The sequence below is a fragment of the Runella rosea genome, from assembly GCF_003325355.1.
GTDB lineage: Bacteria > Bacteroidota > Bacteroidia > Cytophagales > Spirosomataceae > Runella > Runella rosea.
The window spans coordinates 4,646,720-4,661,975 of record NZ_CP030850.1 but is presented as its reverse complement, the minus strand read 5'-3'; the positions used below and the strand labels follow the sequence as shown (position 1 = coordinate 4,661,975).

The window sequence follows — 15,256 nt, the reverse complement described above, 5'->3', positions numbered from 1 at the left end:
AATTACTACAATTCTTGCCTCTTTTTAGGAGCGTTCAATTTTTTTTGCAGTGTCTCATAAAACTTACAGACGTGCGTCAGTTCGCATTTGTTGCATTGAGGGCTGCGCGCCACGCACACATAACGCCCGTGCAAAATCAACCAATGATGTGCCAAAGGAATCACCGTATCGGGGATATATTTGACGAGTTCTTTCTCAACGGCCAGAGGAGTAGTGGCGGTTTTGGCAACCAAACCCAGCCGGTGCGAAACCCGAAAAACGTGCGTATCGACCGCCATCGTGGGCTGATTGTAAATGATAGAAGCGATGACGTTCGCCGTTTTGCGCCCCACACCCGGCATTTGTTGCAATTCCTCAATCGTGCTCGGAACCTCGCCGTCAAATTTATCAAGCAGCATTCGGGCCATTCCCACGAGGTGCTTGGCTTTGTTGTTGGGGTACGACACCGAACGAATCAATTGAAATACTTCCTCTGCGGTACTATCGGCCATGGCCTGCGGGTCAGGATAACGCTGAAAAAGTGCCGGCGTAACCATATTGATACGCTTGTCGGTGCACTGTGCCGACAAAATCACGGCTACCAATAGTTCAAATGGATTGGAATAATTTAGTTCTGTTTCAGCTTCAGGAAATTTTTGCGAGAAATGTTCGATTAAAAGACGATAGCGTTCTTTCTTTTGCATAGGTTTGGACAGCCCTTTTTTGAGCCTTCAAAGATACTTGTTTCCTCAAAATGTACCCCCTTGAAAACATAGAGTTTTAGATAAGAAGCTTAAAACAGGAAATGCGCGAGGAATTTTCCCGCAATATGGGTGATTTAATGGTTGCCCAAGTTTTCCCTATCTTTGTCTCATTGCGTCTTATTTGTTCACTTATTCATCAATTTCATGAGAAAAACCTTTCCTTCAACCCATTATCGGTTTACCGTTCCCTATTTTATTTTTTATTTGTTTTTTGTCTCGCTTGTCCAAGCCCAGCAAAGAACCGTTACCCTCAATGACATTTACGGCCCACAAGGCTCTGTCTTTACCCCGCGTAGCGTATCTGGAGTAAACTGGATGAAAGCTGGCGGGTTTTACACCGCCCAACAAAGCGGGAAAGTCATTAAATACAGCATTGCCACGGGCGAGGCCGTCGAAACGCTTTTTGACCAATCGACCGTCAAGGTAGAAGGTACCAATCAAAACATCCAGTTTGACAGTTACGAACTCAGCGCCGACGAGCGAAAACTGTTGTTGACCACGGGCATTGAGCGTATTTATCGGCGCTCGTTTAAGGCCGAGTTTTATGTGTATGATTTGGCGAGCAAAAAGCTAGTGCAGCTCTCCAAAAACGGAAAACAAATGTTGGCAACGCTTTCTCCTGATGGCAGCAAAGTGGCTTTTGTTCGAGACAACAACCTTTACCTCACCGACCTTTCTACCCTCACCGAGCAAGCCATCACCACCGACGGCAAACGCAACGAAATCATCAATGGTGCCTCGGATTGGGTCTATGAAGAAGAATTCAGTTTTGCCAAGGCCTTTGAATGGGCTCCCGATGGCAAGAAAATTGCTTTTTATCGCTTTGATGAAAGCCGCGTTCCTGAATACAACATGCAACTTTGGGGCGATTTGTACCCTAAAGATTACCGTTATAAATATCCAAAGGCGGGAGAGGCCAACTCACTGGTGGAGATTTGGGTTCATGATTTAGCTTCCAACCAAAAAACAAAAGTAGACGTTGGCCCCGAAACCGACCAATACATTCCGCGCATTAAATGGACGCAGAACCCTGGTTTATTGTCTGTCAAACGCATGAATCGACTGCAAAATCGGTTAGATATTCTGCACAGTGATGCCGCTACGGGCCAATCCAAAACCGTGTGGAGCGAAGAAAGCAAAACCTACGTGGATTTGGAATTTACAGATGACCTTACCTATTTGGCCGATGGAAAATCCTTTATTCAATCCTCCGAGCGCAGCGGCTATAAGCATTTGTACCAATACGACATAAACGGGACGTTGCTCAAAACCCTAACCTCTGGCGATTGGGAAGTGACGGATTTGGTCGGAATCGACGAAAAAACGCAGACACTATACTTTACTTCACCGATGGTTTCGCCGATGGAGCGGCATTTGTACAGTTTGAGTTTTGCCACTCCTCCCGTCAACAAAAAATCAAAGAAACCCATTCCCGTACCTCAACCCGTAAAATTGACCGAGAAATCAGGTTCAAACACGGTCAATATGAGTCCTGATTTCAGTTATTATTTGATTTACAACCAGTCGGCGCAAGAACCGTTGGTTGTCAGTCTGCATCAGGCACCTACAGGCAAAGCGGTACGTACGTTGGAAGCAAATCAAAAACTCCGCGAACGCTTGACGGAATATCGCATTTCTAAACAAGAATTTTTCAAATTTACCACTACGCAGGGCACGAGCCTCAACGGCTGGATGATGAAGCCTCTTGACTTTGACCCCACCAAAAAATACCCCGTTTTAATGTTCGTTTACGGCGGTCCCGGCTCACAAACCGTGACCGATACTTGGGGTGGTGGGTTGTTTTATTGGTTTCAGGTATTGGCCAGCAAAGGCTACATGATTGTATCGGTAGATGGGCGCGGCACGGGCGCGCGCGGCAATGCCTTCCGGACCGTTACCTACGCGCAACTTGGCAAATACGAAACCGAAGACCAAATTGAAGGGGCAAAATATTTGGCCACTTTACCCTACGTGGACGCTTCTCGCATCGGAATTCATGGCCACAGCTACGGAGGTTACATGGCCTCGCTGTGCATGACCATCGGGGCCGATTACTTCAAAGCGGGCATAGCGGGCGCGCCCGTGACCACGTGGCGATATTATGACACAGTGTATACTGAACGCTACCTCAAACGCCCACAAGACAATGCTTCGGGCTACGATGACAACTCCCCAATTCAGCACGTCAATAAGCTGAAAGGTAAATTCTTTATCGTTCACGGAACGGGCGACGACAATGTGCATTTTCAGAATTCCGTCGATTTTGTCAATGCTCTCATCAAGGCAGGCAAACAGTTTGACAGCTTTTATTACCCCAACCGCAATCACGGCATCAGTGGCGGTAATACCCTCATGCACCGTTATCAAATGATGTCAGATTGGGTATTGAAGAATTTGTAATTTTTAGCAGAAAGGAGTGGCAGAACACGGAAGCACGGAGAATACGTACTTCCGTGTTCTGCCACATCAATTAAATCGTTCCTTTAAAATCAAGTCGCAATGCATCAATTTTTTCCAGTTTTCCCAATACTTGATTCAGGAGCGTTTTGCGGATTTCGATTTGAAGGCTGCATTCATTGTCGAATTGTTGTTTTTGAGGCGTCAGGTCAAACGCTTTGATGACTTTCATGACCTCATTCATCTGTTCGTACGGGTACGTCAGCGTGTACACATCGCGCACGTGTTTGGTCACAATTTGAGCTTGACTGAGCGCTTCTTCGGTCGCCACTTTGTAGGCATTAATTAAACCTGGAACACCCAGCAGCGTACCCCCAAAATAACGAACTACTACCACCAGAAGATTGGTGATATCATGAGCATAAAGCGTATTTAAAATGGGTTTTCCCGCTGAACCAGACGGTTCGCCGTCGTCATTAGCGCGAAAATGCATCCGGTCCAACCCTAGGCGATAGGCGTAGCAGTGATGGTTGGCTTTGGGGTGAATTTCACGTAAAGCAGTAAGGTATTGTTTTACGTCTTCTTCATTCTGGATTGGGTAGCCAAAAGCCAAAAATTTACTACCACGGTCCCGAAAAAATCCCTCTATCGGGGTGACTATTGTTTTATAACTATCGTCAAATAGCATCAATTCAATAACTTTGTTAAAAAACTAATTTTTTCGTTTTTAGCCTGCTATTATGACAATTTATTTAACAGCAAACCTTGATTTCGACCACTTATCCACAATAAATTTGTGAACAAGTGCGTAAACAACTTGTTTTATCATTTACTTCTCTTTTCATCTAAACTTTCACAATCCATGAAACAAACAAAATTACTACTATTTATGGTAGTTTTCGGCTGGGCAAATGCAGCCTTTTCCCAGGCCGACCTTAAAAAGCCCATTCCCTTTGACCCAAAAGTCCGCTATGGCAAATTACCCAACGGAATGACGTATTACATTCGTAAAAACGAAGAGCCTAAAAAGCGCGCTGAGCTCTATCTAGTCAACAAAGTAGGAGCGATTCAGGAAGAAGACAAAGAAAATGGTTTAGCCCACTTCACCGAGCACATGGCTTTTAACGGCACCAAAAGTTTCCCAAAAAACGAATTGGTCAACTACCTCCAACGCGCTGGGGTTAAATTTGGCGATGACTTAAACGCCTTCACAGGTCAGGACCAGACGGTATATCAACTTCCTGTACCGACCGACTCCGCCGACATTTTCAACAAAGCGTTCGTCGTACTTGAAGATTGGGCGCACAACATTACGATGGAAGGCTCCGAAATTGACAAGGAGCGCGGCGTAATTCTGGAAGAATTTCGCGGGGGCAAAGGCGCACAACAACGTATGCGCGATAAGTGGCTTCCCATTCTTGTTGGAGATTCAAAATACGGCAAACGTACCGTGATTGGAACTGAAGATATTCTTAAAAATTTTACGCACGAAACCATCCGCAACTTCTACAAAACCTGGTATCGACCTGATTTGCAAGCAATTTTAGCAGTGGGAGATTTCGACATTGATCAGGTAGAAAAAACCATTAAAGAGCGCTTCGGGGCTATTCCGAAAGCCACCAATGCTAAACCCCTCGGAAAATATCCAGTAGCTGATTTTAAAGGAACCCGCGTGGCGATTGTCACCGACCCAGAGCAGCCTTACATGATTGCTCAAATAGTAACAAAATTGCCAAAAGCGGAAGAAAAAACCTTGAATGACTCGCGCGAAACCATCAAACGCAACCTGTTCAACCAAATGTTGCAGGCACGTTTGCAGGAGTTACAACAGCAGGCCAACCCTCCTTTCTTGTTTGGAGGAGCGGGCTACGGCGGTTTTATTGGAGATTATGACTCGTTCAGCAACATTGCAGTCGCCAAAGATGGCAACCTAGAACTGGCCGTCAAAGCGGTGTTGGATGAAGGAATCCGCGTGAAAAATTTTGGTTTTACCGCCACTGAATTGGAACGTACCAAAACGCAGTTGTTGACGGGCGTTGAAAAGCGCTTCAAAGAAAAAGACAAAACCAAATCAGCGAGTTATGTGAATGAATACATGAATCATTTTTTGGAGGATGCGCCCTCAACAGGCATTGAGTTTTACTACGAATTTGTAAAAGAACAACTCAACGGCATCAAAATAGAAGAAGTAAACGCATTGGCTGGCAAATATTTAACGCCCGACAACCGCACGGTGATTATCATGGCCTCGGAAAAAGACAAAGCGAAGCTACCGACCGAAGCCCAAATCCTGGAATGGGTCAACGGAGCAGGCAAGGGAGTAACCGCCTACGAAGACAAAGTCATCAACAAACCGTTGATTGAAAACTTACCAGCGGCAGGTCGTACAACTTCCACTAAACAAATCGCCGAACTGGGCGTGACCGAACTTACGTTAAGCAACGGCGTCAAAGTGGTGCTGAAACCCACTGACTTCAAGAATGACGAAATCCTCATCGGAGCCCGCAGTCAAGGAGGTACGTCGCTTTATAATGATAAAGATTTTATGAGCGCTGGACTTTCGGACGCAGTGGTGGAAGAGAGCGGTGTAGGTGAATTTAGCCAAAACGCCCTCAAAAAATACCTGACAGGGAAAGTGGTCAATATCAGTCCTTTTGTGAGCGAAAACGAAGAAGGTTTTACGGGTAGCAGCAGTCCCAAAGACCTTGAAACCGCCCTCCAACTGGTCTACGCCTACTTTACAAAACCCCGCAAAGACAACGAAGTCATCAAAGGCTTCATGACCACGCAGCGCTCGGCCATTCAAAACATGAAAGCGTCGCCGTCGCCAGAAATGGTTTTTCAGGACACCTTGAATACCTTGTTGGGCAACTATAATTTCCGCCGTTTGCCCATCAGCGTAGAACGTTGGGACATGGCAAACCCAGACCGCTCGTACGAGATTTACAAAGAGCGTTTTGCCGATGCGTCCGATTTCACTTTTTTCTTTACGGGTTCATTTAACATAGAACAAATCAAACCTTTGCTCGAAAAATACCTAGCCGTTTTGCCAGCACAGGGCAAAAAAGAGTCGTTCCGTGACTTGGGTATTCGTGCTCCGAAGGGCAAAATAGAGAAGAAAGTCTACAAAGGCATTGAGCAAAAAAGCCAGGCGACGTTGGTTTACAGCGGCGATTATGAATACAATGATGACAACAACTGGCAATTGGATGCGTTGGAAGAAATCCTGAATATCAAGTTGATTGAAGTCATTCGTGAGAAAGAAAGCGGCGTATACGGCATCGGCGCCCGGGCAGCTTACAGCAAGATTCCAGCTCCTCGCTACAGTTTACGTATTGGTTATGGCACAGGCCCTGAGCGCGTAGAAGAATTGGCCGTCAAAACCCTAGCGGTCATTGACGAAATCAAGAAAAATGGTGCTACACAGACCGATATTGACAAGTTTAAAGCCGAAACCCGCCGGGCCATGGAAGTCCAAACCAAAGAAAACGGTTTCTGGCAGAACCAGCTGATCGACGCCTACACCAAAGGCGAAGATCCAAAAGCGCTGTTGGACTGGGAGAAGCAATTGAACAAAATTACCGTAGCAAGCACCAAGGCAACGGCCAACAAATACCTCAGCGACGCCAACTTTATCAAAGCGGTGTTGTTGCCAGAGAAAAAGTAATAATCCGTGGTAAATCCACAAAAATACCAAAACAAAAAAGCCGGGCTATCCCGGCTTTTTTGTTTATAACTAGCAACCATTAGCGTTTTTTCTTCTTTTTTGACGAAGACTTTTTCTTTTTGGAAGAAGATTTTCTACGAGTTGGCTTCTTCTTTACGTACTTCCGAGCTTCCGCTTTTTTGATGGCCGCTTCTTGATCTTCATCCGATACGACACCCGTAGGTGCTTCCTTCACAATTGCCGCTGGCGCGCCCAATTCGGAGGCGGCCTGCGACTGGGCCGTTATTTCGGGCAAAACCGTCTGGACCACCGTTCCGATTTGTACGGTAGCATCCAAAGGACGTAACCGGAAGGAATAATTATATTCTTTTTCGGTCAAAAGAAATTCAGGATGTGTACGCGGGGTCCAACTGTCATCCCCACCAAGTCCCATCATTTGATGATCAAAATGCAATACTGTGACCATTCCACGCGGTAGATTTTGCGTTGTTTTAGCCGCTAATAAATCCGCATCGGTATAATCTTTGGCGCTAAAATTGAGCGTAGGCTCACCGATAACCAGCCAACCAAAACCCAAGGAATCCGTCACTGCCGCCCAGCGCACATCCGTTTTATTACCATTTTCCTGTGCCATAATGTACGGAAAGTGCTGGTCTAGCACTTTGCCGCTGTACTCTCCAATAAGTGCTGCGGTTTTGCGGTCACTATAACTCTCAAACGGACCTCGGCCATACCAACTCAGGTTACGATACACGGAGGGGAGTTGCATCTGCATCCCTACTTTTGGGAGGGGAGGTACATTATTCCCATTCACGAGAACGCTGTTTTTGACCTGCATATCTCCCGAACCGTATACCGTATAGGTGGTTTTGTGGACAATTGAAGTACCTACTTTTCCCACCCATGTTGTTTGGGTGTGTACCCGGGCAATAGAAGGACTTATCTGCTCCACCCGAATATCACCGCCTATGCGCCGAAGGCTATCTAGGCCAGCCATACGCCAACGTTCTGCAAAACCCGCACTTCCTCCACCTTCGTCATTATCGGTCGGGACCCGCCAAAATTCAGGTTGGAGCGGTTGCCCAATTAACTCATGATTTTTATAAACGAACGAACTGATACCCACCAATTTGCGATCAAACACCACTTTAAACTGTGAGTTGGTCAGTTGAATCCCTCCTCCCCGAATGAGTCCTACTTTTACCGTAGCATTGGTAGGCCACGTCAGAAACGGCTTAGGAGTTGGCGACGTTTTAATGTACATCTGTTGAAACGCCACTTCATGCCCAGTCGACGCCCAAGGCATATTTTCTTTCAGTTTCAGACTTAAATTCAGGAAATATTCACCTCCAGCGCCCCCTGGAATGGTAAACGGAATGGTCACATTTTGACTCTTTCCAGCGGCGGCTGTTAGGGAAGCGATTTCGCCCTGCTGAATCGGCCTTCCATTTTCGAGCAATTGCCACACCAATTTAAAAGGGCTAAGGCTCAGAAAATCGTAGTTATTAATGAGCGTGACGGTCTGACTTTGGGGGGAGATTGTATCTTTCGGCGTAAATTTTACGTACTGATACACGTGCTTTACTTCGTTTATTTCGGGTTGAGGGGTGCGATCTGGATTCACCAGGCCGTCGCCCGCATTGGCGCCGTCGATGTAATTGACGTGATTGATGTACGAGCGTCCGTTTTTATCTTTAACGAACAACCCCTGATCAACCCAATCCCAGATAAATCCACCCTGCATCCGTGGGTGTTTTTCGATAACATCCCAGTATTCTTGCAAATTACCGACGCTGTTTCCCATCGAATGGGCGTATTCACAAATAATCAAGGGTCGGCTCGGGTCTTTTTCAACCATCGCTTCCATGACCTTCACCGAAGGATACATCGTGCCATTAATGTCGAAATTGGTGCTTGGTTGGTTAATCTCTTCAAATGTTTTGGGATAATTGGACCGTCCTTCGTAATGAATAGGCCGCGTCGGATCAATCAACTTGATAATCTGCGCCATGTCCTGAAAATTACTACCCATCCCCGACTCATTGCCCAACGACCAAATAATGATCGAAGGATGGTTTTTATCGCGTTCTACCATGGCTTTGCCACGGGCAATAAACGCATCTTTCCAATCGGGATTATTGGCCAGCACAATTCCTTTTTGTTGCCACAATTCATGGCTTTCAATGTTGGCTTCGTCAATGACATACAAGCCATATTCGTCGCATAGGTCGTACCAAAGAGGATCGTTGGGATAGTGAGAAGTGCGTACCGCGTTGATATTGTGCTGTTTCATCAACAAAATATCTTTTATCATGGATTCACGGCTGATTGTCCGTCCCGTATTGGGGTCAAATTCGTGCCGATTCACCCCTTTAAACATAACAGCTTTCCCATTGACCAATAACTGTCCGTTTTTGAGCGTCACCTCCCTAAAACCCACACGGGTACTAAGCACTTCTGCCGTTTTTCCCTCACCATCTACCACCTGAATCACCAATTTATAAAGATTTGGCGTCTCAGCAGTCCAGCGTGCGGGCGAGGTAATAGGCACATTGAGGGTCAGATAAGACTCATCTTTGGGGTCCATCATCGGGACGTTTTTCACGAATTCTCCCTGAAAAATTCGCCCGTCGGGGTCATAAAGTTTAAACTTGACTTGGTATTTATCTTGAACCTGCGCCGAAAAGTTTTTGACGAAAGCCGATACTCTAAGGGTACCGTTTTGGTAGTTTTCATCCAAATCAGTCACCACGTAATAATCTCTGACGTGAATCGTAGGTGCAGCGTACAGGTAAACATCACGGAAAATACCTGAAATACGCCAAAAATCTTGGTCTTCGAGGTAACTTCCATCCGACCAATTGATGACCTGCACCGTAAGTTGATTTTCGCCCGCTCTTAAATATTTTGTAACGTTAAACTCAGCGGGCGTCATACCATCTTCGTGGTACCCCACCTGCAATCCGTTGACCCACACGTAGCAGGCAGATTGAACTCCCGCAAAATGCAAAAACACATCACGCCCCTGCCAATTGGGAGCAATCGTAAATGACGTACGATACAGCCCTACGGCGTTGGTATCGCTTGTGATACGAGGCGGTTTGGTCGGAAAAGGATGTTTTATGTTCGTAAAAATAGGCCGATCATACGCGCGGCCTTCGCGCGCGCCCACCACCTGCCAATTGGAAGGAACGGGCAAATCATCCCAACCTGAGATATTAGTATTGACCTGAAAAAAATCACCAGGCACTTTGGAGGGGTGAGAAACCCACTTAAATTTCCACGTTCCGTTTAATGATTTAAAAAAAGGCGACGCCGCACGGTCAGATTTAAGCGCCGATGCTTCGTCGGCGTAGGGGATAATCGTCGTATGAGGCCGTTCGGTATTTCGGCTGATAACCGATGGGTTTTCCCAGTCGGGCAAATCTTGAGCAAATCCAACACAAGGTAGTAAGAGGGATAAAAAAACGCTTAACTTGCGCATAAATCATTAGCGGGTTAAATTTTCCAGAACGCAACTCAGTTTCACAAAATAAAGGACTTTTGGCTGAACCAATAGAAAGACAACGAAAAAACACGGCTAAATATTGGATAAAAATGACCTATACACACGAATCGCATCGGCGTTTTTGATAGATTCCATTGAATTTTTGAGCTGATTTTGCCCTACTAAACATTTCATATTTACAAAAAATATACCACCACAAACCTCAGTCTATCATGCTTTTAGCCGTTGACGTAGGCAATACTGACACCGTTTTTGGAATTTGGCAAAATGAAGAATGGACGCACATCTTCCGTACGCGTTCACTGCCCGAAGAATCTCCGAATTATTTTGAAAGTAAATTACGGCTTCATTTTTTAGAGGCTGACCTAGCCTTGGAGAATGTCACAATTACGGTTTTAAGCAGTGTGGTTCCGCCGCTGACGCCCACCCTGCGCACCATGCTATCCAACCTCTTTGGGGAGCCTCCCGTAGTGGTCGGGCCCGATATTTACCCTGATTTAAAAGTGGAAATAGACCATCCGCACGAAATCGGCAGCGATCTCGTGGCCAATGCCGTAGCGGCTTTTACCAAATACAATCGGAATGCCGTGGTGGTAGATTTCGGTACAGCACTTACCTTTACGACTGTATCAGGAGATGGCCGAATCTTGGGCGTTGCCATCGCGCCAGGCCTGAAAACCGCCGTCAAAGCCTTGTTTTCCAACACCGCTCAGTTGCCAGAAGTACCGTTGAAGTTGCCAGAATCCGCCATTGGAAAAAATACAACCCACGCCATTCAGGCGGGGATTTTGTTGGGTTATGAAAGTTTGGTGCGGGGTATGGTAACGCGCATCCGCCGCGAACTCGACGGAGATTGTATTGCGCTGGCTACGGGTGGTTTATCCTCCATTATTGATACCTTACACGGCGAGTTTGTGGAAGTAAATCGAAGCCTGACGCTTGATGGACTGCGCATTATAGGCGAGAAGGTTAAACAAAAAAGTATATAAAACGGGGCAAAAACTCGCCCCAGTTCGCCCCAAACCTCAAAATTTTACTTTATAGCCCACGCCAATCAGAAACCGATTTTCCTGACTTCCAATCAAACGGTAATCGGTAAAGCCCGACAATTCCAGTTTATGGTGCTTATTGAGCGCAATTTCTACGCCCGCTTTATTACGCATTTGGTCAAAACCATTGCCGATTTCGTAGAAAAAATCGGTCGAAATGTAGGGCGTAAAACGCGATTTATTGGGATACGACAACTCAAATTTATTGCGGATGTAGCTGCTGTTATTTTCGGCCGCACTTTCATCATCTTGAAACTGATTTTGGTACCGAAGACGATAATCAAATTTCAACTTCCAAAGCTTATGATCATAGGCTAAATCAGCATAAAAACGGTTGTACGAACGGTATTCATAGCCAGTTTTATCCTCATTTCTTTTACGCCGGGCTATGTAGCGATAGTACCCGCTCACTTCCCAATGCTTGGTAAGTTTGTAGGAAAGGCCGACTTCCCCCAAATACGCTTTTAAAACAGAAATATCGTCCGTAAAACGGGATTGCACATTGACATTGACCGACCATTTTTTTGTAATTTTTTTCTCCACTCCCACACCCGCCCAAAGGCCGATATCTGCGGCTTGCGAATAACCCACCATTGGCAAAATCAACAGCAACAATGAAATATAAACTCCTATAAACCAATGCCTTGGCAATCCTTTAAAAAGCGCAGGGTTATTTTCTAATTTATGCATTTTCCAAAATATTTTCTTCAACTTTTTTTTCATTTTTGGCAGCAGTTTGGTAGTAAAAAATCATAATAAGGGCCGAATCTCTTAGAAAATCCATGGTTTGAATTTCTACCCGGTGAATATTCAACCCCGTGCGTGCCCGCAGGTCTTGAATCAATTCGGCACGCCGTTCGGGTAAAATCAGGTCAATTTTGTCGTATTGCACAACCTTGGTCAACTCGCGTTTGATAAGCCAATTACCCTCCAACAGCCACACAGTCAGTACAATCATACCATTGACCAAGCCCAGTTCGTCCCAACTTCCTTTGATAATAGCTGAGATAAGACCCAGCGAAATGACGATGAAAAGATAAGTCATGTCTTTGGCCGAAAGCCCTTCGGTGCGGTAGCGGAGCATCGAAAACACGGCAAACAACCCAAAGGCCGCTCCCATCGACATCTGCACTTTATTGAGCAGATACGTAATGAGAAAAATGACCAAATTGAAACCGAAAAACGTCAGGAACAAGTCAGTACGACGGTAGAGGCGGTAATAAATCAGTCGGACCAGAATCGTGACCGTCAGCAAATCAACTAACAAGCGTACGAAAAACTTTTCGGGAAGTTTATTAAACCATTCAAAGGTGTCGGCAGTGGCAAACTCTTGGAGAAAAATCATTTTTTTATCGTTAGGTATCAGACAATGTTAAGCAGAATAATGGCTATTTTCGGGCAAGGAAGTACATCGGGCATTTATTTTGAACACGTGTTTCAACTTTGCTTTAAATCGATTGTGTTTGACGGTTTTATTAAGACTAATAACGCCCAAACAATACTTACTCAGTGAGCCTTCCCGCAGTTGATACTTCTTCATTAAATCCAAAAATCGGGAATGTTTTAGCGAATCTTGTTTTACTTCGGCCACCACCAATTGTTCATAACTTTTGCGGCTTCCCTCATTGTGAAACGTCAAATTCAAATCTAGCGTTAAGCGTTCAGTGGTCGTGCGGCTTACAAGGGTAATCCGGGTATAATCCACCCGCAAGACTGGCATCAGCGTAGCGGGATCAACTGGTGTTTGTAGGCTTAGAAACGTGTTCGTTTCCTCGGTCAGGATAGTATTGACGGTTTTTTGATTCGGAATCCGGGTCTTGATCGTACGTCCTTTATTATTCTTGAATTTTACTTCCGTAAAAATCGTGTTACTATGAACATACTTGCGTTGCCGAATTTTATACCGGTTCAACCGTCCTGCTTGATGATCGTGATAAAACCGTAAATCAGGCGTATCAAAATAGAGCGTTTCATAATCACACATCCGATGCCCGTTGATTTCCAACAAACGATAGTACGGACGCAAATCCTCCAACAACGCAGGTAGCATTTTTAAGGGAACCAAAAACTTAGCATCGGTGCGGTTCATGAGTTTGACGCCGTCCATTTCGGCCAGCGAAATAGAATCATATAATCCTATTTTCTGTACAATAGTGGGGGTGAGGAATTGCGCTGCCATCTATTTTAAAAAGGTATTAACGGCCTGATTTCGCGTTGATACATGTTGTTTTAACACCGTGAGAGCGGTGGCGAAAGCGGCCGTATTGGTAAGATTGGTATACGGTGCCACCTCTTTTTCCGTTCCGTTGACGTACGGCGTAATTAAATTGGCATACTTATCAAATAACTCATTCATTTTGGCCGTCGTAAATACTTCATCCGCGAATGTTCTAACATATTGTTTGTACTTGGCATAATACACAGGGTCAGCCGCCACGTAGCGAATCAACGGCCAGCCCGTTCCTACTTCGGTCATGGCCAGAGACACCGCCGCTCGCCCGCCGCCACCAGCACCGCCCGCATTTCCGCCACCAGTGGTACTCGTCATCGACATGTTATGGTCCCACGGAATCCAGGTGAGCCTATTGGTGGGCGAATTATACAAGTAATAATTGTGCGCCATGGCCCCGTAGGTATCCCAGTTGACAATCGTATTGTTGATGGCCAAAAATTTAAGATAGTTATCTACATTGAACGTTTTCTCCAGATTGTTACGCCATTGGGCGGCATTAGTGGTGCGGTCTGTACTGTTGAGGGCTGCCACAAATGCTTGTACATCACTGTAATCAGCGGTGGTTTCGTTATTTTTCTTTTCAAATTGCGATTGCACAAACGTCTGAAACGTTGATTCAGGTTTGTAGATATTGCCTTTACCTTCCCCAAATTGGTCTTTGACCATCGTGTCATCAATGATTTCGACCATGGTATAAACGCCGCAATACTTAAGACCATCGCCAAAATTTAGATATACTTTATAAAACGCCGTCCGAGCCGCTGCAACGCCACCCATTCTAAAAATATCCGCTACTACTTTCTCTCGAATGAGCGAGTTATCAGAAAAGGCTGGCGACATTGACAATTCCTTAAATCCATAAAAACGCTGATTGTCGATTTCTGGATATTTGTCTTCGTATTCATCCATTTTGAGGCGAAACGGTAATTTATAAATTCCAGCCCGCCAGATAGACGAAAGGCTAGAATTGCCTTTGAGTCTGAGTCCGACGTTGTTCCAAACTTTTCCGTTAAATTTCATGGTGGTAGCCACGTAAATAGGGTCTCCCGGAATAATATCCAAGCCTCCAGCTCCATTTCCCCCAGGAGGAACGCCGCCCACCATTCCGCCAGGAGCCATTCCTCCCTGACTCGCTCCTCCACCCGCCCCAAAAGCTGTCCCACTTTTGGTTTGCATATCGGTTTTGATAGCAGTCCAATCGGCGGCCGTCATGGTAATTTCCAAGGTATTTACCTGATTTTGCGGAAAAACAATGTCATAATTGGGGGCTACATCATTACTGTGCGATTCTGTGGTCCAATCGGAATTGGCATTTTGCGGCACCAAGTCTGTGGTTTTATCCTTACAGGCCGAGGCTACCCATAACAGCGCAGCAGTAAGCAGCGTATAGTGAATCGATTTCATAGTAGTGTTTATTGGTGTTCAGGTATTTTTTGATGTATACGCAAGTTTTTGCGTCATCGTTGCGAAAAACCTTATCACCAGAGGCAGTTTCTGATGCCTATTTTCGACACAGCCTATCAGACCTATGCGTTGGAAGGTTTCGAATTGAAGGTAATCGATGATTATTTATTGGCAGTTTACAACCACCGGCGAGAAAGGCTTTGGCCTATTTGTACGGCGAAATAGAGAGAGAAGTTTACAAAAAAATACAAAGCA

General features: G+C 45.5%; 10 protein-coding genes. 3 read left to right on the top strand and 7 right to left on the bottom strand.

The features are described from left to right. Positions 1–5: 5 nt before the first annotated feature. Entirely contained in the window at positions 6–683 is a 678-nt protein-coding gene (nth, locus tag DR864_RS19365; protein WP_114068511.1) for an endonuclease III, read from the bottom strand. 204 nt (positions 684–887) lie between these two features. On the opposite strand from nth, the gene DR864_RS19360 reads away from it, so the two are divergent. After that, complete coding sequence (locus tag DR864_RS19360; RefSeq protein WP_114068510.1) at positions 888–3,143, top strand: S9 family peptidase; 2,256 nt, start codon at positions 888–890, stop codon at positions 3,141–3,143. Between the two features lie 70 nt (positions 3,144–3,213). Here the strand turns inward: DR864_RS19360 and DR864_RS19355 are convergent, their stop codons facing one another. Continuing rightward, on the bottom strand, positions 3,214–3,828 hold the full coding sequence (locus tag DR864_RS19355; RefSeq protein ID WP_114068509.1) for an IMPACT family protein: 615 nt from the start codon (positions 3,826–3,828) through the stop codon (positions 3,214–3,216). A 174-nt stretch (positions 3,829–4,002) separates the two neighbouring features. Here DR864_RS19355 and DR864_RS19350 point away from each other — a divergent pair, with 174 nt between their 5' ends. After that, on the top strand, positions 4,003–6,807 hold the full coding sequence (locus DR864_RS19350; protein WP_114068508.1) for a M16 family metallopeptidase: 2,805 nt from the start codon (positions 4,003–4,005) through the stop codon (positions 6,805–6,807). 79 nt (positions 6,808–6,886) lie between these two features. On the opposite strand, the gene lacZ is transcribed toward DR864_RS19350, so the two are convergent. Next, a complete protein-coding gene (gene lacZ / locus DR864_RS19345) occupies positions 6,887–10,291 on the bottom strand; it encodes a beta-galactosidase, LacZ type (RefSeq protein ID WP_114068507.1) in 3,405 nt (1,134 codons plus the stop codon). 236 nt (positions 10,292–10,527) lie between these two features. Between lacZ and DR864_RS19340 the strand changes: the two genes are divergently transcribed. Continuing rightward, positions 10,528–11,304 (top strand): type III pantothenate kinase, encoded by a 777-nt coding sequence (locus tag DR864_RS19340; protein WP_114068506.1) that lies wholly within the window; start codon positions 10,528–10,530, stop codon positions 11,302–11,304. 36 nt (positions 11,305–11,340) lie between these two features. On the opposite strand, the gene DR864_RS19335 is transcribed toward DR864_RS19340, so the two are convergent. From DR864_RS19335 to DR864_RS19320, 4 genes are read right to left on the bottom strand one after another with little or no spacing between them, the layout of a single operon-like run. After that, positions 11,341–12,054, bottom strand: coding sequence for a DUF2490 domain-containing protein (locus tag DR864_RS19335; RefSeq protein WP_229599419.1), 714 nt, complete (start codon positions 12,052–12,054; stop codon positions 11,341–11,343). Continuing rightward, a complete protein-coding gene (locus DR864_RS19330) occupies positions 12,047–12,709 on the bottom strand; it encodes a DUF4956 domain-containing protein (protein WP_114068504.1) in 663 nt (220 codons plus the stop codon). Before DR864_RS19330 ends, DR864_RS19335 begins: the two co-directional genes overlap by 8 nt. 27 nt (positions 12,710–12,736) lie before the next feature. Further along, positions 12,737–13,543 carry a polyphosphate polymerase domain-containing protein gene (locus DR864_RS19325; RefSeq protein WP_114068503.1) on the bottom strand — a complete coding sequence of 269 codons (807 nt, stop codon included), beginning with the start codon at positions 13,541–13,543 and terminating at the stop codon, positions 12,737–12,739. After that, positions 13,544–15,001 (bottom strand): CotH kinase family protein, encoded by a 1,458-nt coding sequence (locus DR864_RS19320; RefSeq protein ID WP_114068502.1) that lies wholly within the window; start codon positions 14,999–15,001, stop codon positions 13,544–13,546. Between the last annotated feature and the right edge of the window lie 255 nt (positions 15,002–15,256).

What these genes read in the sequence shown, in the direction of transcription:
- DR864_RS19320 (WP_114068502.1), bottom strand. Translation starts at nt 15,001, where the DNA reads ATGAAATCGATTCACTATACGCTGCTTACTGCTGCGCTGTTATGGGTA.
- DR864_RS19350 (WP_114068508.1), top strand. Translation starts at nt 4,003, where the DNA reads ATGAAACAAACAAAATTACTACTATTTATGGTAGTTTTCGGCTGGGCA.
- DR864_RS19340 (WP_114068506.1), top strand. Translation starts at nt 10,528, where the DNA reads ATGCTTTTAGCCGTTGACGTAGGCAATACTGACACCGTTTTTGGAATT.
- nth (WP_114068511.1), bottom strand. Translation starts at nt 683, where the DNA reads ATGCAAAAGAAAGAACGCTATCGTCTTTTAATCGAACATTTCTCGCAA.
- DR864_RS19325 (WP_114068503.1), bottom strand. Translation starts at nt 13,543, where the DNA reads ATGGCAGCGCAATTCCTCACCCCCACTATTGTACAGAAAATAGGATTA.
- DR864_RS19360 (WP_114068510.1), top strand. Translation starts at nt 888, where the DNA reads ATGAGAAAAACCTTTCCTTCAACCCATTATCGGTTTACCGTTCCCTAT.
- DR864_RS19335 (WP_229599419.1), bottom strand. Translation starts at nt 12,054, where the DNA reads ATGCATAAATTAGAAAATAACCCTGCGCTTTTTAAAGGATTGCCAAGG.
- DR864_RS19330 (WP_114068504.1), bottom strand. Translation starts at nt 12,709, where the DNA reads ATGATTTTTCTCCAAGAGTTTGCCACTGCCGACACCTTTGAATGGTTT.
- DR864_RS19355 (WP_114068509.1), bottom strand. Translation starts at nt 3,828, where the DNA reads ATGCTATTTGACGATAGTTATAAAACAATAGTCACCCCGATAGAGGGA.
- lacZ (WP_114068507.1), bottom strand. Translation starts at nt 10,291, where the DNA reads ATGCGCAAGTTAAGCGTTTTTTTATCCCTCTTACTACCTTGTGTTGGA.